The 20,332-nt window shown below is 48.7% G+C and carries 19 protein-coding genes; 1 reads left to right on the forward strand and 18 read right to left on the reverse strand.

What is annotated here, in order from left to right; translation table 11 throughout:
• Positions 1–44: 44 nt before the first annotated feature.
• The 15 genes from HP567_RS00395 to speE form a co-directional block, all read right to left on the reverse strand.
• Positions 45–677: a TetR/AcrR family transcriptional regulator gene (locus tag HP567_RS00395; RefSeq protein WP_007725542.1), complete on the reverse strand. Its 633-nt coding sequence runs from the start codon at positions 675–677 to the stop codon at positions 45–47.
• A gap of 170 nt (positions 678–847) precedes the next feature.
• Positions 848–1,990 carry an acyl-CoA dehydrogenase gene (locus HP567_RS00400; RefSeq protein WP_173610440.1) on the reverse strand — a complete coding sequence of 381 codons (1,143 nt, stop codon included), beginning with the start codon at positions 1,988–1,990 and terminating at the stop codon, positions 848–850.
• A gap of 35 nt (positions 1,991–2,025) precedes the next feature.
• A complete protein-coding gene (locus HP567_RS00405) occupies positions 2,026–3,168 on the reverse strand; it encodes an acyl-CoA dehydrogenase (RefSeq protein ID WP_173610439.1) in 1,143 nt (380 codons plus the stop codon).
• A gap of 30 nt (positions 3,169–3,198) precedes the next feature.
• A complete protein-coding gene (locus HP567_RS00410; protein ID WP_173610438.1) occupies positions 3,199–4,050 on the reverse strand; it encodes a 3-hydroxybutyryl-CoA dehydrogenase in 852 nt (283 codons plus the stop codon).
• A gap of 15 nt (positions 4,051–4,065) precedes the next feature.
• Complete coding sequence (locus HP567_RS00415) at positions 4,066–5,244, reverse strand: acetyl-CoA C-acetyltransferase (RefSeq protein ID WP_173610437.1); 1,179 nt, start codon at positions 5,242–5,244, stop codon at positions 4,066–4,068.
• A gap of 161 nt (positions 5,245–5,405) precedes the next feature.
• Positions 5,406–6,515: a hypothetical protein gene (locus tag HP567_RS00420; protein ID WP_173610436.1), complete on the reverse strand. Its 1,110-nt coding sequence runs from the start codon at positions 6,513–6,515 to the stop codon at positions 5,406–5,408.
• On the reverse strand, positions 6,512–7,051 hold the full coding sequence (locus HP567_RS00425) for a sigma-70 family RNA polymerase sigma factor (RefSeq protein ID WP_173610435.1): 540 nt from the start codon (positions 7,049–7,051) through the stop codon (positions 6,512–6,514). Before HP567_RS00425 ends, HP567_RS00420 begins: the two co-directional genes overlap by 4 nt.
• Before the next feature lie 115 nt (positions 7,052–7,166).
• A complete protein-coding gene (locus tag HP567_RS00430; RefSeq protein ID WP_173610434.1) occupies positions 7,167–9,242 on the reverse strand; it encodes a heterodisulfide reductase-related iron-sulfur binding cluster in 2,076 nt (691 codons plus the stop codon).
• A 267-nt stretch (positions 9,243–9,509) separates the two neighbouring features.
• Positions 9,510–10,874: a lysine 2,3-aminomutase gene (gene ablA / locus HP567_RS00435; RefSeq protein ID WP_173610433.1), complete on the reverse strand. Its 1,365-nt coding sequence runs from the start codon at positions 10,872–10,874 to the stop codon at positions 9,510–9,512.
• A gap of 164 nt (positions 10,875–11,038) precedes the next feature.
• A complete protein-coding gene (locus HP567_RS00440; protein ID WP_173610432.1) occupies positions 11,039–12,457 on the reverse strand; it encodes a sigma-54 interaction domain-containing protein in 1,419 nt (472 codons plus the stop codon).
• Positions 12,458–12,534: 77 nt separating this feature from the next.
• On the reverse strand, positions 12,535–12,927 hold the full coding sequence (locus HP567_RS00445) for a hypothetical protein (RefSeq protein WP_173610431.1): 393 nt from the start codon (positions 12,925–12,927) through the stop codon (positions 12,535–12,537).
• Positions 12,928–13,001: 74 nt separating this feature from the next.
• Positions 13,002–13,415, reverse strand: coding sequence for a DUF1934 domain-containing protein (locus HP567_RS00450; RefSeq protein ID WP_173610430.1), 414 nt, complete (start codon positions 13,413–13,415; stop codon positions 13,002–13,004).
• 55 nt (positions 13,416–13,470) lie between these two features.
• Positions 13,471–14,715: an MFS transporter gene (locus HP567_RS00455; RefSeq protein ID WP_173610429.1), complete on the reverse strand. Its 1,245-nt coding sequence runs from the start codon at positions 14,713–14,715 to the stop codon at positions 13,471–13,473.
• 179 nt (positions 14,716–14,894) lie between these two features.
• The gene (gene speB, locus HP567_RS00460) at positions 14,895–15,764 is read right to left on the reverse strand and encodes an agmatinase (RefSeq protein WP_173610428.1); all 870 of its coding nucleotides are present in this window, start codon (positions 15,762–15,764) and stop codon (positions 14,895–14,897) included.
• A 19-nt stretch (positions 15,765–15,783) separates the two neighbouring features.
• Complete coding sequence (gene speE, locus HP567_RS00465) at positions 15,784–16,617, reverse strand: polyamine aminopropyltransferase (RefSeq protein WP_088911020.1); 834 nt, start codon at positions 16,615–16,617, stop codon at positions 15,784–15,786.
• Between the two features lie 196 nt (positions 16,618–16,813).
• Here speE and HP567_RS00470 point away from each other — a divergent pair, with 196 nt between their 5' ends.
• Positions 16,814–18,865, forward strand: coding sequence for a transglycosylase domain-containing protein (locus HP567_RS00470; protein WP_173610427.1), 2,052 nt, complete (start codon positions 16,814–16,816; stop codon positions 18,863–18,865).
• A gap of 51 nt (positions 18,866–18,916) precedes the next feature.
• On the opposite strand, the gene HP567_RS00475 is transcribed toward HP567_RS00470, so the two are convergent.
• The 3 genes from HP567_RS00475 to HP567_RS00485 all read right to left on the reverse strand — a co-directional run bounded on the left by HP567_RS00475 (position 18,917) and on the right by HP567_RS00485 (position 20,327).
• The gene (locus HP567_RS00475) at positions 18,917–19,174 is read right to left on the reverse strand and encodes a hypothetical protein (protein ID WP_015893678.1); all 258 of its coding nucleotides are present in this window, start codon (positions 19,172–19,174) and stop codon (positions 18,917–18,919) included.
• Between the two features lie 240 nt (positions 19,175–19,414).
• Complete coding sequence (locus tag HP567_RS00480; protein ID WP_173610426.1) at positions 19,415–19,912, reverse strand: YwhD family protein; 498 nt, start codon at positions 19,910–19,912, stop codon at positions 19,415–19,417.
• A gap of 97 nt (positions 19,913–20,009) precedes the next feature.
• Positions 20,010–20,327, reverse strand: a complete 318-nt coding sequence (locus HP567_RS00485; protein ID WP_173610425.1) for a hypothetical protein — start codon at positions 20,325–20,327, stop codon at positions 20,010–20,012.
• Between the last annotated feature and the right edge of the window lie 5 nt (positions 20,328–20,332).

Genomic DNA, 20,332 nt, shown 5'->3' on the forward strand with positions numbered 1-20,332 from the left:
TATGCTTGGCACCCTATGTTTCCCAGACTTTTTAAACTCTTTTCTTAATCGGAGACACTAATTTCGCGAAGCAACAGGGCAATTTGCTTCTCTGTGTACTCCTCAATGGTATAGTGCTTTTTCAATGCCCAGCGGCGGAAGACCCACATTTCGCCCAAAACCATGATATTGTCCGCCATTAGCTTGACGTTCTTTTCGTCAATGCGCAACGAACCATCGGCAATCCCTTTTTCCAGGATTTCGACGAAAATATGCGAAATGGCTTCTTCACGGCCCAATACGTAGCGGAGTGTTTCTTTTGGCAATGATTTGGCTTCCTGATAAATAAGCAACACGCGGTCGCTCATCTGATCCATCACGCGGATCAGACTTTTTAGTGCTACCTTTAATGTTTTCAAGCCAGTTCCGTTGAAGTTGATCGCTTCACGCAAGCGCGTCTCCATCTCCGCATGAATGGCATCGCAAACAAGATAAAGCACGTCTTCTTTTGACTCGATATACTCGTACAACGTACCAATACTAAATCCAGACGCCCGGGCAATCTCCCTTGTCGTCGTTTTATGAAAACCTTTATTAATGAAGAGATGAACGGCAGCCTCAATAATCTGCTCTCGTCTTCTCTCGATCAGTTTTGGGTCCTTTACCAGGGACGGTATCGTTTTTCTCTTGTCAGACACTCCAAAATCCACCTTTCCAACCGACTGAGCGTTTGGTCAGACGCCTCATAGAAAAGAAGGCGCAAACACTCTACTTTTGTATCATCGCAGATCATTATACGCGAGTAAGAGCACAAAGCCAAACTTTTCTTTTCTATGTGTGTAATCGTGTTGGAAGATGGGACAGCTTCCTACTCTTTTAGCAGGAAATTGCTGATCACGACACGTTGGATTTCATTTGTTCCTTCATAGATTTGTGTAATTTTGGCATCACGCATGAAGCGCTCCACAGGATACTCCCGCGTGTAGCCGTAACCTCCGAAAACTTGAACAGCCTCGGTTGTCACTTCCATCGCTGTATCCCCTGCAAATACTTTGGACATCGCAGATGCTTTGCCATATGGTAGACCTTGATCCTCCAGCCACGCTGCTTGATAAGTGAGCAAACGGGATGCCTCGATCTTGGTTGCCATGTCTGCCAGTTTGAACTGGATTGCCTGCAAGGAAGCGATTGGTTTGCCGAACTGACTGCGTTCTTTGGCATAATTCCGTGCATGCTCGTACGCACCTTGTGCAATTCCCAATGCTTGAGCAGCGATACCGTTTCTTCCACCGTCCAACGTCATCATTGCGATCTTGAAGCCTTGACCTTCTTCACCCAGTCTATTTTCTACCGGCACGCGCACATCTTCAAAATTGACCGCAAGTGTTGGCGAGGAACGGATGCCCAGCTTTTTCTCCTTTTTCCCCATCGTGAAGCCATCCACGCCTTTTTCAACGATGAAAGCCGTGATGCCCTTATGCTTCAACTCTGGTTGAGTGACCGCGAATACGATGTAGATTTCGGCTTCGCCTGCATTGGTAATGAAGATTTTGGTGCCATTTAAAATGTAGTGATCGCCATCGCGTACAGCTGTCGTGCGCATTCCAGCAGAATCGGAGCCAGATCCCGCCTCGGTCAAACAGTACGCGCCCATCTTCTTACCTTCTGCCAATGGACGCAAAAACTTTTGCTTTTGCTCCTCTGTCCCGAATTTGTAAATCGGCCAGCTCGCCAAGGAGACATGGGCAGACAGTGTCACCCCAATAGAGGCATCCACACGGGAGAGTTCTTCCACTGCAATAACGTAGCTCAGGTAATCTGCACCTGCTCCGCCGTATTGTTCGGGCCAAGGAATGCCTGTCAGTCCAAGCTCAGCCATTTGTTCAAAAATGGAACGATCAAAGCACTCTTCTTCGTCGCGCTCGGCTGCTGTCGGAGCTACTTGATTCTCTGCAAAGTCGCGAATCATCTTGCGCATCATGTCATGTTCTTCCGTCAGTTGGAAATTCATATGGCTCACTCCCCCATGTGCTTTTCATTTTTCTATCAATCAGCAAGCAAATGCTTGGCGATAACAATTCGCTGAATTTCGTTGGTGCCCTCATAGATTTGCGTTACTTTCGCATCCCGGAATAGTCGCTCAACCGGATATTCTCTGGTGTAGCCATAGCCGCCAAAGATTTGTACTGCTTCTGTGGCGAGCTCCATCGCAGAGTCTGTGGCAAAGCGTTTTGCCATCGAGGCTTCCATTCCACAAGCAATTCCTTGACTGCGCAGCCACGCCGCTCGGTATACCAGCAATCGGGCTACTTCTGCTTTTGTCGCCATGTCAGCCAGCTTGAAAGCGATGGCTTGCTGCTTGGCAATCGATTGTCCGAACTGCTTGCGTTCCCGCGCGTACTCTGTCGCGTATTGGACTGCGGCCTCGCAAATACCAAGGGCTTGTGCAGCAATCCCGATTCTACCAGAATCCAGATTCGCCATCGCGATACAGAAGCCTTCCCCTTCCTGTCCAAGCAGGTTGGCAGCCGGTACACGGGCATTGTCGAATATGAGCTCTGTCGTATAGGAACCGTGAAGTCCCATCTTCTTTTCCTTTTTCCCAACCGTGAAGCCCGGGGTATCCTTGTCTACGATAAAGGCCGATATTCCCTTGGGTCCTTTTGTCGAGTCAGTAACGGCAAAGGCGATATACGTATCAGCCTCCCCGCCGTTTGTGATGAACACCTTGTTTCCGTTCAGGATGTATTCATCGCCTTTTTTCACGGCTGTGGTTCGGATACTGCTCGCATCAGAACCTGCATGCGGCTCAGTCAAGGCAAAAGCTCCGAGGTATTCCCCACTCGCAAGCTTGGTCACGTATTTGCGTTTTTGCTCCTCGGTACCGAAGTAGAGAATCGGATTCGTCCCGACGGAGGTATGCACGGACAAAATGACACCTACTGTCGCACTCACCTTGGAAATCTCGTGAATGGCCAAAATGTAGGAAATAAAGTCCGCTCCCGCTCCTCCCCACTCTTCGGCGATTGGAATGCCCATGAGCCCCATTTCGCCCATCTTTTTGAGGATCTGACGTGGAAACTGGTCCGTCTCCTCCATCACCGGGACGAATGGTGCGATCTCTTTCTGGGCAAAGTCTCGCACCATGCGGCGCATCATCTCTTGCTCTTCGTTCAATCGGAAATCCATGTCCGTCCTACCTTTCTGCGAAATCTTCGGCTAGCTGTACACGTAGAAACCACGACCGGATTTTTTGCCTAGCCATCCTGCTTTTACGTACTTGCGCAGCAATGGGCATGGGCGGTATTTCGAATCACCGAACCCTTCGTGCAGTACTTCCATAATGTAGAGGCAAGTATCCAGCCCGATGAAATCAGCCAGTTGAAGCGGTCCCATCGGATGGTTCATGCCCAGCTTCATCACTTCATCGATCGCTTCCGGTGTTGCAACTCCTTCGTACACGCAATAAATCGCTTCATTCAACATTGGCATCAGTACCCGATTGGACACAAAACCTGGGAAATCGTTGACGCTCACGGGTACCTTGCTCATTTGTTTGGACAAATCTTCTGTCAGCTGATAGACCTCATCGGACGTTTGCAGCCCACGGATGATCTCAACCAGCTTCATCACTGGAACGGGGTTCATAAAATGCATCCCGATTACTCTTTCCGGCCGCTTTGTAACTGCCGCAATCTCAGTAATCGGCAGCGAGGATGTATTGCTCGCGAGCACCGTATGCGGCGGACATACTTCATCCAGCTTGGAAAAGATTTGCGTTTTGACCGCCATGTTTTCTGTCACCGCTTCTACCACAAAATCTGCTTCAGACGCATCTGCCAGATCAGTAGACAGTGTCAAACGGCCGAGAATCGCTTCCTTATCTGCTTCGCTGAGCTTGCCTTTTTCCACGTTGCGCGACAAGTTTTTCGTAATCGTGGCCAGACCGCGCTCTACAAATGCTTGCTGGACATCGTTCAGAAAAACGCGAAAGCCAGCCTGCGCCGCTACTTGGGCAATCCCGCTGCCCATTTGTCCTGCCCCGATGACCATAATCGTTTGTACGTTCATGTAAAAAGGCCTCCCTTACTCTACTTTAATCAAGATGGCGTCACCCTGTGCGGCACCACTGCAAATGGCCGCGATCCCTAAGCCGCCGCCTCGTCTTTTTAATTCATAAGCAAGGTGCATAATGATCCGAGCCCCACTCGCGCCAATCGGGTGTCCGAACGCAATCGCTCCCCCGTTTACATTCACTTTCTCTGCGTCCCAGCCAACGATTTTGCCACTTGTCAAAATCACCGCGGCAAACGCTTCGTTTACCTCAAATAGATCGATCTCCGAAAGCGAGACACCTGTCTTTTCCAAGAGCTTGTTGATCGCAAGCCCCGGAGTTGTCGCGATATAAGGAGCTTCTGCGCCGACTGCGGCGTGCCCCAGTATCGTCGCAAGCGGCTTGATGCCCAGCTGTTGTGCTTTCGCGTCTGACATCAGCACCATTGCTGCCGCCCCGTCGTTGATTCCTGGTGCATTGCCTGCCGTGATTGTTCCGTCCTTTTTGTACACGGGTGGCAGCTTCGCCAATCCTTCCTCGGTGGTATCCGGACGTGGTCCTTCATCGACGGTTACTTGCAGCGGATCCCCTTTTCTTTGCGGAATGGAAACCGAGACAAGCTCGTCGGCAAAAAGTCCTTTTTCCATCGCTTGTGCGGCTCTCTGCTGGCTGCGCAGCGCCCACGCATCCTGCTCTTCTCGCGTAATCCCGTTCTCTTCCGCCACATTGCTGCCGTGAACAGCCATCGCCACTTGATGAAACGGGCAAGTGAGGCCGTCGTACATCATGAGATCGCGAACGGTCGAATCTCCCATCCGCATTCCGTTACGTGCATCTGGCAGTGCATACGGTGCGTTGCTCATGCTCTCCATGCCGCCAGCGACGATGATTTCTCCGTCTCCGGCCCGAATGATCTGGTCCCCCATCGTCACTGCACGCATCCCGGACGCGCATACTTTGTTGATCGTCTCACTCGCTACATTCCACGGCAAACCAGCTTTGCGAGCTGCCTGGCGTGAGGGCACCTGACCCGCACCTGCCTGCAAGACCATACCCATGATCACTTCGTCCACCTGATCGCCGGAAATACCAGCGCGCTCTACCGCTTCCTTGATCACAATGGAGCCGAGCTCTACTGCCGATAGCGCTTTCAAAGAGCCACCAAACTTACCAAAAGGGGTACGCGCTGCCCCTGCAATGACCGTTTTCATCGAATGCCCTCCATTCGGATGATGTTTCACATCAATAAAAACTAAATTGATCGAGCGTTCGTTCATTTTGCATACTTTTATTTTGCCGTCTTCCGTACGAATAGTCAATCTATAATGAAAAAAAGAACAGCCTGACTTTTGTGAAAGCCAGGCTGTTGTTGCTATTGTCGTGCCATCCAGCTTAGTTTCCAGATGCCCTGTTTGTTTTTCTGCATTTTATATCCAACCTTATCCCTGTTGTCCTTGAAAGTCACCCATACAACCGCTTCCTTGTCAGACGTTTGTTCAAGCGTTAAGTCATTTGCCAATTCTCGCATCATTTTCAACTGCTTCCAGCTATTTCGTGCTCCAACCGGATCTTTTTTCATATCTTCCAAATATTGCTCCAGTGTTGGCTTCTCGAATCCATCGTCCTCGATATGCAAAGCGTACTGCATTTCGAGCTGACCCTCTTGCTGTGCTTGCACATACAGCTTCCATACATCGATTGGAGATAATCCACGCAAAAGCTCATCTTTTTTCTCATACATGTAATTGTAATAACGATCCTGTTCCTCTGTCTTTAAATCGAATATGGACGGAGGAGCAGGTGTCTCGGCACCATCTTGAACGATTTCTTCTTGGACAGTTCCGTTGCTATTCAGCTTGAAAAAATAGACGTCTTTGCCTTGGACATAGCTCACGGAATACCAATGAAGCTTTTTATCCTTCCATCCAACTAACATCTCCAAGCCCACGTCTCTTTTTAGTAGAGCCTCTGTCTCGATCATTGTCCAGTCTTTTCGCTGATATCCTTCTTTTGCGAGAATCGAATAGCCCCAGTACTCTTCTGTGCCATCGTCCCCGCTTCCGCCATAATCGTCTACAACTTTGTAAGGGATCGAAATCTTTTCTTTCATTTGTTCTTGTGTCATCCCAACACGCAAGACATCGATGATCTCATCTACCGTTTCCATAATCACCTGATCATCAGAGGCCGGGTGAGCTTTTGGATCGGACTTTTGATGGGTACCTGGCTCGGCAGACGTTTCCTTCGGCGTATGTGTACTCGTCGTGCTTTCCTTCTGCAGTAGATAAGGGGTAAGCACGATGACAATCGCGACCGCAACAAGCGCTGCGCTTACGGGGTAGATGAAACGAAACCTTTTCTTGCCTTTCTTCTCGATATTCATGCGAATCCTCTCCTCCAAGCCAGTCGTATCGTCCATTCCGCGCAACAGTGTCCGGTCAGCCGTTTCCTTGAATTCCGCCAGCAATTTATCCAGATTCATTCGATCCCCTCCTTTTCCAGGAGCGCTTTGAGCTTCTGGCGTGCGCGGTGCATTTTCGTATAAATGGCTCCTGCCGACGTGTCCAAAATGACCGCGATCTCCTCTACGGACAACTCCTCGTAGTAGTGAAGGACAATCAATTGACGATAGCTATGCGGCAGCTTCATAACGAGATGGGCAAAACGGGCGCGAAGGTCATTTTGCAAAACAGCCGACTCTGCTCCCTCGACTACCTCTATGTCCACTTCCGGCTTGAAAAACAGGTGACGAAACGACCACGAGCGCAGATGTTTTTTCGCTTCGTTGACGGCGATTCGGTACACCCATGTTTGCATCGAGCTCTCTTGGCGGAATTTCCCCAAGTTTTTGTAAGCTAACAGGAACACTTCCTGGGTAATATCCTCAGCAAGACTACGGTCCTTGACCATCAAATACACGAGTCGCAGCACCTTTTTTAAATAGTGCCGGATTAATTGATCAAATAATGCTTCTTTTGTTTTTGTTAAACTTTTCTCTGCAAGCTCCAGCTTCCTCACTCCCTTCCCACTCCTTTAGATTCAGCTGGCTCCTTTATCTTACAGTTTTTTGCAAAAAAATAATGCGCAAGCCTCGTCGCTTTGATTAGCACCGAGACTTGCGCATGGTATGAACCTAGATGGCGTCTGCGAGAATTTCCGCGACGTCGCGTGTTTTAACGTGGTCTTCCTGCTCTTTGGTCTTGATTCCGTCGTTCATCATCGTCAGGCAGTATGGGCATGCACTCGCGATTTCCGTCGGGTTGACCTCCAGAGCTTGCTCCGTACGTGTGACGTTGACACGAGAGCCCTCATGTTCCTCCATCCACATCAAGCCGCCGCCTGCTCCGCAGCACATGCTGTCGCAGCCGCTGCGCTTCATTTCGACTACCTCTACGCCAGGAATGGCTTCGAGGATCACTCGTGGCTTGTCGTAAATTTCGTTGTAGCGACCCAAGTAGCAGGAATCGTGGTAGGTGATGCGCTCTTTGACTTCCTTGGTTGGCTTCAATTTGCCTTCCTTCACCCACTCCGCCAACAGCTCAGAGTGGTGGTACACCTCTGCCTTCAACCCAAACTCCGGATATTCGTTCTTGAACGTATTGAACGCATGCGGATCGCAGGTGACGATTTTTTTGACTTCATAGGCTTCAAACAAGGCGATATTTTCTTGAGCGAGCTGCTGGAACAAGAATTCATTACCAATGCGGCGGGCCGTATCGCCAGAGTTCTTTTCCTCGTTGCCCAGAATGGCGAACTTCACGCCTGCTTCATGCATGAGCTTCACAAATGCCTGCGAAATTTTTTGGCTGCGCAAGTCAAACGATCCCATCGAGCCTACCCAGAACAAGTACTCGAATTCCTCGACCTGCTTCACAGTTGGCACCTCGTACTCACCATTCAGACCTTCAATCCATTTCGTCCGGTCTTTGCGGTTGATTCCCCACGGGTTGCCCTGACGCTCGATATTGTTCAAGGCGCGCTGCGCTTCTGCTGGCATGCTTCCTTCTGTCATAACCAAATAGCGGCGCATATCGATGATTTTATCGACATGCTCGTTCATTACCGGGCATTGGTCTTCACAGTTGCGACAGGTCGTACACGCCCATAGCTCCTGCTCGGTAATGACATCGCCGATCAAGCTTTTCTCATAGACCGCGGTTGCTCCTTCCGCTGTCGCCGCTACTTCAGATGCTTGGAACGCAATCTGATTGGCAGTCGTCTGCGAAAAAGCGAAGCTCGGCATCCATGGCGTACGCGACGTCACCGACGCACCTTTTTCCGTCAAATGGTCGCGCATTTTCGTAATCAGATCCATCGGGGAGAGCATTTTTCCCGTTCCAGAGGCCGGGCACATATTCGTGCAGCGACCGCACTCCACACAAGCGTACAGGTCGATGAGCTGCGTTTGTGTAAAATCCTCGATTTTGCCGACACCGAATTCTTCCTGCGTCTCGTCCTCGAAATTAATGCTCGTCAGCTTGCCTGGCGGGTCCAGCTTCTTGAACCACACGTTGACTGGCGCAAACAGCAGATGCGCGTGCTTGGACTGCGGCACATACACCGCGAAGCCGAGCAAGATGATCAGATGCAGCCACCAGAAAACGTAAAAGCCTACCACTGCACCCGTTGTCCCTACCCCAATCGCAGAGAGAGCCATCGCGAAAACAGAAGAGATCGGAGCGAACGCCGATGGCTCATGTCCGAGCCAAATTTGTTCAAAAGCGAGCGAGAGCAATACAGTCGCCATCAGGGAGGAAATCAGCAAGAGAACAATCCCTGACTTGAAGCCGCGCTTCAGACGCTTGAGCTTTTCGATATAGCGGCGGTAAAAAGCGTAGCCGACTGCAGCCAAAATGAGAAACGTGGTGATCTCCTGCATGACAGAGAAATATTTGTGAGCGCTGCCAAAAGGAAGCTCGTAGCCTTTCGAAAGCCCTTTGATAATCAGCTCGATGGCCCCGAATTGCAAGGTGATAAAACCGTAAAACATCACAACGTGCATCACGCCGCTCTTTTTGTCCTTTAGCAGCTTCTTGTGGAAAATGACGTTGTCGAGCATCAGATTGATGCGTGCCCCAAAGTCATTTTTCACATCCGGCTTTTTCCCCAGCTTGATAAACAAGTATCTGCTGTACACGACATGCCCAGCTAAATACAGCCCGTAAGCAAGAACCAGGAAAAAGGCGATCAAATTAATGAGTGCCAGCATGTTTTCTACTCCCCTCTATTGCGAGTTTGTCTTTGGACGTGGAAATCGTTTTTTCTATCTTATCAGAATCATGGAAATAAATGAATGAGTATTCAGTCAGTCTGTTTATTTTTTTCGAAAAATGAAACGATACTGAGCGACCGCTCATAATGGGTACAACTCGATCTTAACACACAAGTTGCGAATCATCCATCCTCTTCGAAGAGTTGGAAATATTCTTACGAAAAAAGAAACAGCTACCATCATACGGGTAGCTGTTCAACATGCTTATTTTCCTGAAGCTTCTTTGGTCTCAGCAGTGGTCTGTTCTTTCTTGGCCTTTTGCTCCGTGCGAACATCTGCGAGTGATTTGACCTTGGTTGCTTTGATACGCTTGTTGCGGGGCAGATCAGTCGGCTCCAGATTGTCTACCTCGTCTTGCATGAGTGCTGCAATACCAACTGCTTTGCCTTTTGCAGCCTTGCAGTATTCGCAGTTTTCTTCATCATGCTCATGGTATTGCTTCGGCTCTGGGTAGGACGTGATAACGCCTTCAAAATTACGCAGGACAACTTTATCGGACGCTTGCGAAATGATGTAATTCGGACTGACTGGAATTTTACCGCCGCCGTGTGGAGCGTCTACTACAAAGGTCGGAACTGCATAGCCGGAAGTATGGCCGCGCAGGTGCTCAATGATTTCGATCCCTTTGCTGACGGGCGCGCGGAAGTGTCCGATTCCCTCAGACAGGTCGCATTGATAGATGTAATACGGGCGAACGCGGATTTTCACCAGGTCCTGCACCAGCTTTTTCATCGTATTCGCGCAATCGTTGATACCGGCCAAAATAACTGCCTGGTTGCCGAGCGGAACACCAGCATTGGCGAGCATTTCGCAAGCCAGCTTCGCTTCCGGTGTAATCTCTTTTGGATGGTTGAAGTGTGTATTGAGCCAAACCGGATGGTATTTTTTCAAGATATTGCACAGGTTTTCAGTAATGCGCTGCGGGAATACAACGGGTGCGCGCGTACCGATCCGAATAATTTCAACATGCGGGATGTCGCGCAGGCTGCTGATGATGTACTCCAGTACGCGGTCATTGATCAACAGACCGTCTCCACCGGAGAGCAGTACATCGCGGACTTCTGGTCTTGAGCGAATGTAATCGATACAGGCATCCAGTTGTTTCTTTGGCACGCCCATGCCGATCTGGCCGGAAAAGCGACGGCGCGTACAGTAACGGCAATACATGGAGCATTGGTTCGTCACCAGGAAAAGCACGCGATCTGGATAACGATGTGTCAGACCGGGTACAGGAGAATCGGTATCCTCGTGGAGTGGGTCTTCCATGTCGTATTTGGTACGAACCATCTCAGAGGACAAAGGTACAGACTGCATGCGAACGGGATCGCTTGGATCGTCTGGATCCATCAGATTAGCATAGTACGGTGTGATGTTGAGTGGAATCGTTTGCGTAGAAATACGTACGCCCTCTTCCTCTTCCGGTGTCAGGTTGATCACCTGCTTCAAATCATCGACCGTCTTGATCGTGTGCGTAAGCTGCCACATCCAGTCATTCCATTGCTCGTCCGTGACATCCTTCCAAAGTTCTATCGAACGCCAATCGCGTTTTGTCGCTACTGTCATGTGCATCCCGTCTCCTCTCGTCTTATGGTGAACCTCTTCGTTTCACTCAATCAACAAGAGATGCAAGTGCCATGCCAACAAATCAAAAGATTTAGAAAATAAGGAATAGAGCGTTTTGTGAGCGCTTCTATTCCCTGTAATCCTTCGCGAGTCTGCCGAATTTTCGGCAATCAACAGGGAGGGATCATCCGCTGCGAGAGCTTGTATTGCAGCGTCTGTCTTGGGATGCCCAAGAGCTTGGCGGCGCGAAGTACATTGCCATCCGTTTGCTGCATCGCATCTTTGATCACTTTTTCCTCTACTTCACGCAAAATTTCGGGCAGCGTACAGCCTTCCTTTGGTAGGAGTTGAGCCGAAATTGACGCTTCTTTTTTCTCGGACTGCGAGCGTTCCAGTAAATGAGCCGGAAGATGATCCAGCAAAATAATGTCTGACTCCACCATATTCATGGCTGCTTCTATGACATGTTCCAGTTCACGGACATTCCCCGGCCACTCATACGCAGCAAACAATTGAGCCACTTCCCTGCTGATTCCACGCACATTCATACCGAAAATCCGGTTAAACTTTTGCAAGAAATGATCGATCAGCATCTCCACATCTTCTCTGCGCTCGCGCAATGGCGGCAGTTCAAAAGAGACGACGTTGATCCGGTAGTACAGGTCGGCACGCATGACTCCTCGCTCCACGAGTGACTGCGGTGCTTCGTTGACTGCGGCGATTACCCGCACGTCTACTTTGGTCGAATGGCTCCCACCGATCCGTCTGATCTGACCGTCCTGGAGGACTCGTAGCAGCTTTGCCTGCAGGTCGAGCGGCATGCTGTTCAGTTCATCCAAAAATAGAGTACCGCCATCCGCCAGCTCGAATAATCCTGGGCGATCATCGGCTCCCGTGAAGCTTCCTTTTGTCGTGCCAAACAGCAAGCTTTCGAGCAGCGCGGCAGGCAGCGCGGCACAATTTTGCGCGATGAATGGCTTACTGCTGCGGACAGACGCGTGGTGAATGGATTGAACAAACAGTTCTTTTCCCGTCCCGGTTTCGCCGTATATCAATACAGGAGAAGTTGTCCGGGCAGCCTTTCGAGCGCGCTCTTTGAGGCGCTTCATTTTTTCACTCATCGTTAAAATGTCTTCGAAATGAAAAGTCGTTTCATCTACCGTGCGTTTTGTCCGTTTCGGCTTGCTAATTTTGGCCTGAAGATCGACCAAGCGTTCCGACAGTTCTTTTAGCTTGCCGATATCCTTCGCTACCTCGACTGCGCCGACTAACCTTTTGCCTACTCTTACCGGGAGTGTCGTGTTGATTGTCTCTACACGCATTCCCTTCCAGTTCTTATATGTCTGTGTCTGGTTGTAAATTGATTCGCCACTATCGATAACACGCAGCAGGGTACTCGACTGTCGATCAAGCGAAGGAAAAACCTCCAACAATGGCTTTCCCAACACCTCTTCTGGGGTCAACCCATCGAGCTTGGCTGCGACGTGATTGTAGAAAATCGTAATGCCATTTGCATCCACAACGTGAATTCCTTCATCGATAGCACCCAAGATCGCCTGCAACATTTCTACCGTATCTGACAACGGCATCCCGGCTTTCACTCCTTCCTTTCATCCATACTGCCAAAAAATCATCACTTCGCCGAATATTCGGCACTTTTATGCATTTATCGATTACGCCCTACCTGAATGGCAAGCATTGCGGTATACAGTAAATGTCCCAATATCCAGATGAGGAACGCTGTCATACTCATAGGGGATTGACTCAGCACACTAAATGGGAAAAACGCAACAGAAAAACTGAGCATCCAGTACAGCAAATATCGTACCGACCGGGCTTTTCGTTCCCGCGGGTAAAAGTGCATGAGAAAAAAGGCGACGATCACACTAATCAGCAGATGAATCAATAGTTCTACAATAGAGGGCAGGTTTTCCATACCCGGTACATAGCTGACATCAATTAAAACGGGAAAGGTATTGGTATCAAACAAACCATCCCCGAGCGCTAAAAAAGCAGCAAGACCCAGACCGGCTATTAGTCCATTTGCGAGTACAAACATGCTGTATCCCCCTCCCACTTCAGCCGCAAGTACTCCTATTGTACGTGCAAAAAACCGCCCTTGCAAAGGGCGGCTTATTTTCCTAGCTCTATTTTCAGCTCATGCTCACCAGCGTACTGCTCATTCATCCATAGCTGGTACGCGATTTCTACCTGTACAGGAACCTCTGCTTCGTAGCGGATTCGCAGCTTGTTCGTATGCGTCTCCATTGCAAACGGACCATAGGGACTTTGATAGGTAGAATGAGTGCTGGCACCTTTTTCGAATTGCTGCCTGGTTGAAACTCCGCCCTGACGAACCAACGTTATGGACGTATCTGTCAGCTTCAGTGTCGTGCTTACTTCGCCTACGCCCTCCATCTGCTCTTTGTAGGTCAAGTACCACGCGGATGCTTTTTGTACGCGCCTGCCCTCATAGCTGTGGGTCGTTTCTTCCCAGTTGCCTTCGACATGATGCCGTGCCGTCAATTTCACTTGTATGTCTTGCATGCTGCTTCCACACTCCACTTTCTTTCGCTTCCCATTTATCCCTACATTCTACCCTTCATCGCTCTTCTGTGGCAACCGCAGCCTCTGCTTTGGCATCAGCCAGCAGGTATCTCATGGTAGCAGCAATCCCGATTGCCGCCAGCAGCAGTAGACCCGCCAACACCAAGTACCCGACTCCTGCCCCCGTATAATCAATCATAGCCGTAAACAAACCGATCAGGACCAGACGCATCATCATGCCGATTGAGTTGAAAAAGCTCATCACCCGCCCCATCTGATGCTTCGGCACAACTGTCATATAGAGCGATTGCCGAATCAAGCGCACAGAAGCGTTACTCCACCCGTAAAACGTGTACGCCGCAATCAGCGCCCAGCCATACGGCAAAGCAATCATGACGACAATGGCAATCGCGAACAACAACGTATTGCCGATCATGGCTGCCAGCTGTCCCATCTTGCGAACGACGATCGCAACGAGTAAACCTGCCGCCACAGCCCCCAGTGCATATGTGACCTCTCCCAGCGAATAAACCGAGACACCCTCCTGCAGCGTTTGGCTTATGTAAACAGGCTTCAATAAGTTCGTCGCCATAACAGCGATGAAGGGCATGAGTGCGGATATGCCAAACAGCAGGAATCCTTTCTTTTGCTGAATGTACCGCCAGCTTTCCATCAGCTGCCCCGTCCACGCGACACCCTGGTTTTGCTTCGCTTCTTTTTCCAGCGTGAAGGTATACGTCATGGTAGACAGCAAGGTAAAGGCGAACAAGTACGTAATCGCATTGAAAATAATCACCACATGCAGCCCATAGGAGCTAAGCAGAATCCCCGCAAATGCGCCAGCAAGAACGGATGCCGTCTGTCCTTCGATCTCGAGCAGACTGTTGATGCTGTTGTAGTGTTTGGGCTCAAACGTCTCCTGTACCAGCGCGGACTGCGTCGGGTAATGAATTTGGTACATAAAAGTCGTCGTCAAATAGATGACAATCAGCATCCACTCGGTGTACTCTCCGAAAAAGCCCCAGATTGCAAGCATGCCAAGCACGCTAAATCCGATCAAGTTTTCTATCAGCAGCATCTTCTTGCGGGAGTAACGATCGATGAGCGTCCCGATATACGGCCCAATGAAAAACATCAGTACCGCAGAAGTAAACATGGTCGAGCCCAAAAGTTGAGCAGAACCTGTCGTTTCCACGAGGAACCAGGCAATCCCGATCATCGTCATCCCTTGCCCAAAACCGGAGAACAAATTGGAAAAGAACAGCTTTCGAAATGGTGCGTAGGCAAATACCTCTTTCATGCAGACAACTCCTTTGTAGGAAACCCTCCGTCGACTTTTCAATCATCTTACTATTATGATTGTACTGATAATTTTATACTTTGTAAACTAAAATGTTTATTAATTGAAATTAACGTCCCAATTAATAGGAAAAGCCCCCGGTTCTTTTGCAAACCGAAGGCTTATTTAAAGCGGATATCTTATTTTACAAAGCTCAAGAGCAGCTCGCGAACGATTTTGGATGCCGCGATTTGCGTCATTTCACTGTGGTCATACACAGGAGCAACCTCCACCAGGTCACAACCGATGACATTCGCACCGTTGTTTGCCATGAAGTGAATGGTATCGAGCAGCTCACGAGACGTGATGCCGCCTGCTTCTGTTGTACCTGTTCCTGGAGCGTGCGCAGGGTCCAATACATCGATATCAATCGACAGGTAGATCGGACGGTTGCCGATGGTAGGCAGCACTTGCTTCACTGGCTCCAGTACATCGTATTTGTACAGGTGCATGTTTCCTTTTGCCCACTCAAACTCGTCCTTCATCCCGCTGCGGATTCCGAAAGAGTATACATTTTTACCGCCGATCAGGTTGCATACCTTTTTGATCGGGGTGGAGTGGGAGTATTCGTATCCCTCGTAGTTGTCGCGCAGGTCAGTATGCGCGTCAAAGTGGAATACGACCATGTCCTTGTACTTTTCATAAACCGCTTGGAATACTGGCCAGGAAACCAAGTGCTCTCCGCCCAGACCCAATGGGAATTTGCCATCTGCCAATACTTTTGCCACGAATGTACGGATCGCGTCCAGGCTACCTTCCACGTTTCCAAAAGGAAGAGGAATATCGCCAGCATCAAAGTATTTGATGTCTTCCAACAGCCTGTCCAAGTACGGGCTGTACTCTTCCAGTCCGATGGAAACCTCACGAATACGGGCAGGGCCAAAACGAGAGCCCGGACGGAAGCTCACTGTCCAGTCCATCGGCATACCGTAAATAACCGCTTGGCTTTCTTCGTAATTCCCGTGACTACGGATAAAGACATTTCCAGAGTATGCTTCGTCAAAACGCATAGGTGTAGTTCTCCCCCGATTAGTCGCGGGTCAGCTCAGCCACAAAGTTAGGCAGTTTGAAAGCAGCGTGGTGAACTTCCGCATTGTAGTATTTGGTGCCCAAATCTTTGATTTTCGCTGGATCTACTTCCAACGGATCATGTTGCTTGGAAGCGATGGTGAAGCTCCACAGTCCGGATGGATAAGTAGGGATGCTGCAAGTGTAGAGACGAGTAACCGGGAAGATCGATTTCAGGTCTTTGAACACACGCTTGATCAGATCACGGTTGAACCAAGGAGATTCTGTTTGAGCAACCATGATACCGTCTGGTTTCAAAGCATCGTGAATGCCTTGGTAGAAACCTTTTTCAAACAGACCTACGGCTGGTCCTACTGGCTCTGTAGAGTCAACCATGATCACATCGTACTCACCTTTGTGGTCGTGAATATGTTTAATGCCATCGATTACTTGTACATCTACACGTGGATTGCCTGTCAATGCACTCGCAATCTCAGGGAAGTATTTTTTGCAAGACTCAATGACGCCACCGTCGATTTCAGCCAGAACTGCTTTTTCTACAGACGCGTGCTTTACGATTTCACGAATAGCACCGCCATCGCCGCCGCCTACAACCAGAACCTTTTTCGGGTTCGGATGCGTGTTCAACGCGATATGAGAAATCATTTCATGGTAGACAAACTCATCGACATCGGTAGTCATAACCATGCCGTCGAGCACTAACATGCGACCAAACTGCTTCGTATTAATTACGTCGATTTGTTGAAACTCGGATTTCTCACTGTATAGGGTTTCTGTAATTTTCGTTGTTATCCCGTGATTTTCCGTCTGTTTTTCGGTGTACCACAATTCCATGTTCATGGCTATGTAACCTCCTTCAATTAACCGCATGAAAATACAATATAACAAGAAAATTATAGTAGCTGTCTTCCAAATTGCAAGATATTTTTCTAGCAAGGAAAGTTTAACCAGCTTGCAAGCGACACATACTACTAGTAACGTAGTATGTCCTATTTTATTGATTCAACCGCAGAAAGGAGGAGAGGCACACATGGAAATCATTCGCGAAGCCCCATTACTGCGCTATTTGCGTTGGGCTAAGAAATTTGTAAAATTTACCATTCTCAGTCTATTATGTTTCTCTTTTGCCATCTTGCTACTCATTTTGTACTTACGCTCACAACCACTCCCGGAAACGTTTGTGAAGCAAACCACGACGATTTACGCTTCCAATGGAGAGGTTTTGGATACGATGCACCGTGGCGAAAACCGGATTTCTGTGCCACTTGCAGAGATTTCACCAGCATTGCTTGATGCGACCATCGCTATCGAAGATCGTTCGTTCCGCGAGCATTTTGGTTTTGATTGGAAACGGTTAGCCATGGCTGCTTATGTCGATGTCGTTAACATGGACATGCGTCAAGGTGCCAGTACCATCACCCAACAATTGGCGAGAAATCTGTACCTCAGCTTGGACAAGACCTGGGAGCGAAAAATCAAAGAAGCCCTTCTTGCGATTCAGCTTGAACTGAATTACAGCAAGGATGAAATATTAGAAATGTACGTGAATCAGATTTATTACGGTCATTCAGCCTATGGCGTACAAGCTGCTGCCCAAACCTATTTCGGCAAGGACGCCAAAGATTTGACGGTAGCAGAGAGCGCCATGCTCGCAGGCATCCCGAAGGGTCCTACTTATTATTCACCGTTTGTCGATTTGGAACGTGCCAAAGCCAGACAAAAGCTCATTTTGAATGCCATGGAGCGCGACAATCTACTGACATCGAAGGAAGCAGAGCAAGCCTACGCGGAGCCAATCAAGCTGAAACAGCGAGCAAACGAGAATGTAACCGAGCCAGCTCCTTATTTCCGCGATTACATCGCGAATTTGGTAAAAAACAAATATGGCATTGACGAAGAAAAATTTATTCATGGCGGTCTGAAAATCCACACGACCCTTGATCCAGTTGTACAAAAAAAGGCCGAGGATATTGTTGCTTCTGTCTTACCAAAAAATAATTCGAATTTGCAGGTAGCCCTCGTCGCCATGGACCCTGCTACCGGCTATATCAAAGCGATGGTAGGTGGACGTGACTACAAGGTGAGTCAGTTCAATCGCGTGCTTGGCAAGCGTCAGCCCGGTTCCTCCTTCAAGCCGATCATGTATTTGTCAGCCTTGCAAAACGGCTATACACCGCTCACGTTGATGAAAAGCGAACCGACCGTTTTTACCTACGATAACAATAAGCAGTACATCCCCGGCAATTTTGGTGGAAAATATGCAAACGCACTGATCAACATGCGTGAAGCAATCAAAACCTCCGACAATATTTATGCCGTCAAGACTATTGATTTTCTCGGGCCACAAAAAGTGGTTGATCAGGCAAAGCAATTAGGTATCACCAGCTCGATGCAAGCAGTTCCCTCTCTCGCACTAGGAACTTCACCTGTCTCTCCCTTGGAGTTAAACGCAGCTTATGCAGCAATCGTCAACAAGGGACAAGCCGTTAAGCCCATTGCCATCACCTCCATCGAGGACAGCGAGGGCAACATTTTGGTTGAAGAAAAACCTGAGAAAACACAGGTAGCTGATCCGGTCGCCTCTGCTCTCTTAGTGAATATGATGCAAAGTGTATTTGAACAAGGCGGTACGGGATATCGCGTAGCTGGCGAAATGAACCGACCGGTAGCAGGGAAAACAGGATCCACGGATTATGATGCTTGGCTGAGCGGATTCACTCCGCAGCTGGTTTCGACCGTATGGGTAGGTTACGACAAAAATCAAAAGGTCGATGATGTAAAGGAAGGCTATCTGTCCAAAAAAATCTGGGCTCAGTTCATGGAAAGTGCGCTCAAAGGTCAGCCCCCTGCGCTCTTTGACATGCCAGCTGGTGTTGTTTCTGTCTATATTGATCCCGCTTCTGGAAAACTGGCGACCGAGCATTGTCCGAATCCACAGCTCTTTTATTTCGCCAGCGGAACAGAGCCTCAAGATTACTGCACGGATCACATCCCGACAAATGAGACACCGACACCTTTAAAGCCGCCAGATTCTTCGACCTTTTGGCAGCGCATGGGCAGTTGGTGGAAACCGAATCAATAAAGAAAAAAAGGACGTTTCTCTTGATCGAGTACGTCCTTTTTGATATGCCTATTAACCTAGCGTGCTCTGATTGTCCCCGCCGCCCACGACTCCGTCTCCATCGGCAAAAACATGGTCGTTGACGATCGTAATCAGGCCGGCATGATCAAGCTGTTCCAATACTTCGAACAAGCTGTCCCTTTTTCCAGCAGGGAGCTTGCGTACAAAGTTGTTTATCTCGGTCGGAGTCACGTGTGTGCGGAAATGGACACCACCGTGCCTCACAAAATGATCATGCGATTGTTCATTACCACGGAGATCTTCTTCCAATGGGTACCGCCCCTTCCGTCAAACAGTTTGGTTCAATCCCCATTAGTGTTCCGCGATTTCCCAAAAACTATGATCAGCAATGATAATTATATATAAGACAAACAGGGAAAGAGTGACGGCTCTCTCCCTGTTTGCTGACCAAGTGTACATGTACACAATATGGAAATAAGTTTACCTGACTTCAATTGTGTGAACAATTGATTTCACGATTTGTTCACAGACCGTTCACGATTTCCAACTTTAGGACAAATTTTGCTTTAATTCCTCTGTGGAATTCTCATACATCGCTGCGTTATTTTCAATCAAAAGCTTTTTCAAAGCGGCCTTTTCCTTATCGGATAGATCGGACAGCATAATACGTCTCTTCATGGAGTAATCCATACGATTCACGTGATCTGCCAAAATTTTGTAGCCCCGACGCGCTTCCCGATCAATTTCCATGTAGCACGCAGTTGCCCCTGCATAGTAAGGACCAGCTTCATTGCGATCGACTGTTACCCAAACGAGCCAATAAGGCTTTCCATTTGGTACTTCTTCTTTATTTGTCGTCCATTTGATGCCCTTTTCTACAGAACTTTTGGCATGCAAGGCACCCATGTCAATGTACGCTTCGTCCCCATCGATTATGACCGAGGATACAGCATTCAGGTCGAGTACACCTTGACCAAAACCGCCATGTACATCGGTTTTTCCACTCATGATGGTAAAGCCGCCTTTTTTATTATCAAAAATATCCATTTGAATAACCTCCAGACAATCATTCTCCTTCCTTTATTCTACTCGAAAAGCGTGCGATGACGCAATTTGCCTATGTGCCCAGTTATTTATCCATGGGCTATTGGGTGTTTCGTTTTTTGTTTACGAGCTGGATCATTTTTTCGATGCCCCACATGATCAGGATTGTTACGACGGCTGTATGGACCGCCATGGCAACCTTCATGACTAACAGTTCACCTAGCATCGTGTCAGAGGGAACAATAAACAGGTAGTACACAAAGCTGATAAAAAGAACACTTAGAAAGATCAACCAGCCTCGAAAGCCTAGCATGAAGCGAATGGAAGCGGCGATGAACAAACCGATCAAAGGCCCCGCAAACATCAATGAAAATACGAAAGGACCGAGTATGAACCAGATTATCCAATTATCATCCATTGTCT

It is taken from the genome of Brevibacillus sp. M2.1A, assembly GCF_013284355.2.
Taxonomy (GTDB): domain Bacteria; phylum Bacillota; class Bacilli; order Brevibacillales; family Brevibacillaceae; genus Brevibacillus.

Excerpts from the sequence above, each read along its gene's own strand:
- HP567_RS00455 (WP_173610429.1), bottom strand. The coding sequence starts at position 14,715 with ATGAAAGAGGTATTTGCCTACGCACCATTTCGAAAGCTGTTCTTTTCC.
- HP567_RS00420 (WP_173610436.1), bottom strand. The coding sequence starts at position 6,515 with ATGAATCTGGATAAATTGCTGGCGGAATTCAAGGAAACGGCTGACCGG.
- HP567_RS00405 (WP_173610439.1), bottom strand. The coding sequence starts at position 3,168 with ATGGATTTCCGATTGAACGAAGAGCAAGAGATGATGCGCCGCATGGTG.
- HP567_RS00480 (WP_173610426.1), bottom strand. The coding sequence starts at position 19,912 with ATGGATATTTTTGATAATAAAAAAGGCGGCTTTACCATCATGAGTGGA.
- speB (WP_173610428.1), bottom strand. The coding sequence starts at position 15,764 with ATGCGTTTTGACGAAGCATACTCTGGAAATGTCTTTATCCGTAGTCAC.
- HP567_RS00440 (WP_173610432.1), bottom strand. The coding sequence starts at position 12,457 with ATGCCGTTGTCAGATACGGTAGAAATGTTGCAGGCGATCTTGGGTGCT.
- HP567_RS00470 (WP_173610427.1), top strand. The coding sequence starts at position 16,814 with ATGGAAATCATTCGCGAAGCCCCATTACTGCGCTATTTGCGTTGGGCT.
- HP567_RS00415 (WP_173610437.1), bottom strand. The coding sequence starts at position 5,244 with ATGAAAACGGTCATTGCAGGGGCAGCGCGTACCCCTTTTGGTAAGTTT.
- HP567_RS00410 (WP_173610438.1), bottom strand. The coding sequence starts at position 4,050 with ATGAACGTACAAACGATTATGGTCATCGGGGCAGGACAAATGGGCAGC.
- HP567_RS00445 (WP_173610431.1), bottom strand. The coding sequence starts at position 12,927 with ATGTTTGTACTCGCAAATGGACTAATAGCCGGTCTGGGTCTTGCTGCT.
- HP567_RS00485 (WP_173610425.1), bottom strand. The coding sequence starts at position 20,327 with ATGGATGATAATTGGATAATCTGGTTCATACTCGGTCCTTTCGTATTT.
- HP567_RS00430 (WP_173610434.1), bottom strand. The coding sequence starts at position 9,242 with ATGCTGGCACTCATTAATTTGATCGCCTTTTTCCTGGTTCTTGCTTAC.
- HP567_RS00450 (WP_173610430.1), bottom strand. The coding sequence starts at position 13,415 with ATGCAAGACATACAAGTGAAATTGACGGCACGGCATCATGTCGAAGGC.
- speE (WP_088911020.1), bottom strand. The coding sequence starts at position 16,617 with ATGGAATTGTGGTACACCGAAAAACAGACGGAAAATCACGGGATAACA.
- ablA (WP_173610433.1), bottom strand. The coding sequence starts at position 10,874 with ATGCACATGACAGTAGCGACAAAACGCGATTGGCGTTCGATAGAACTT.
- HP567_RS00400 (WP_173610440.1), bottom strand. The coding sequence starts at position 1,990 with ATGAATTTCCAACTGACGGAAGAACATGACATGATGCGCAAGATGATT.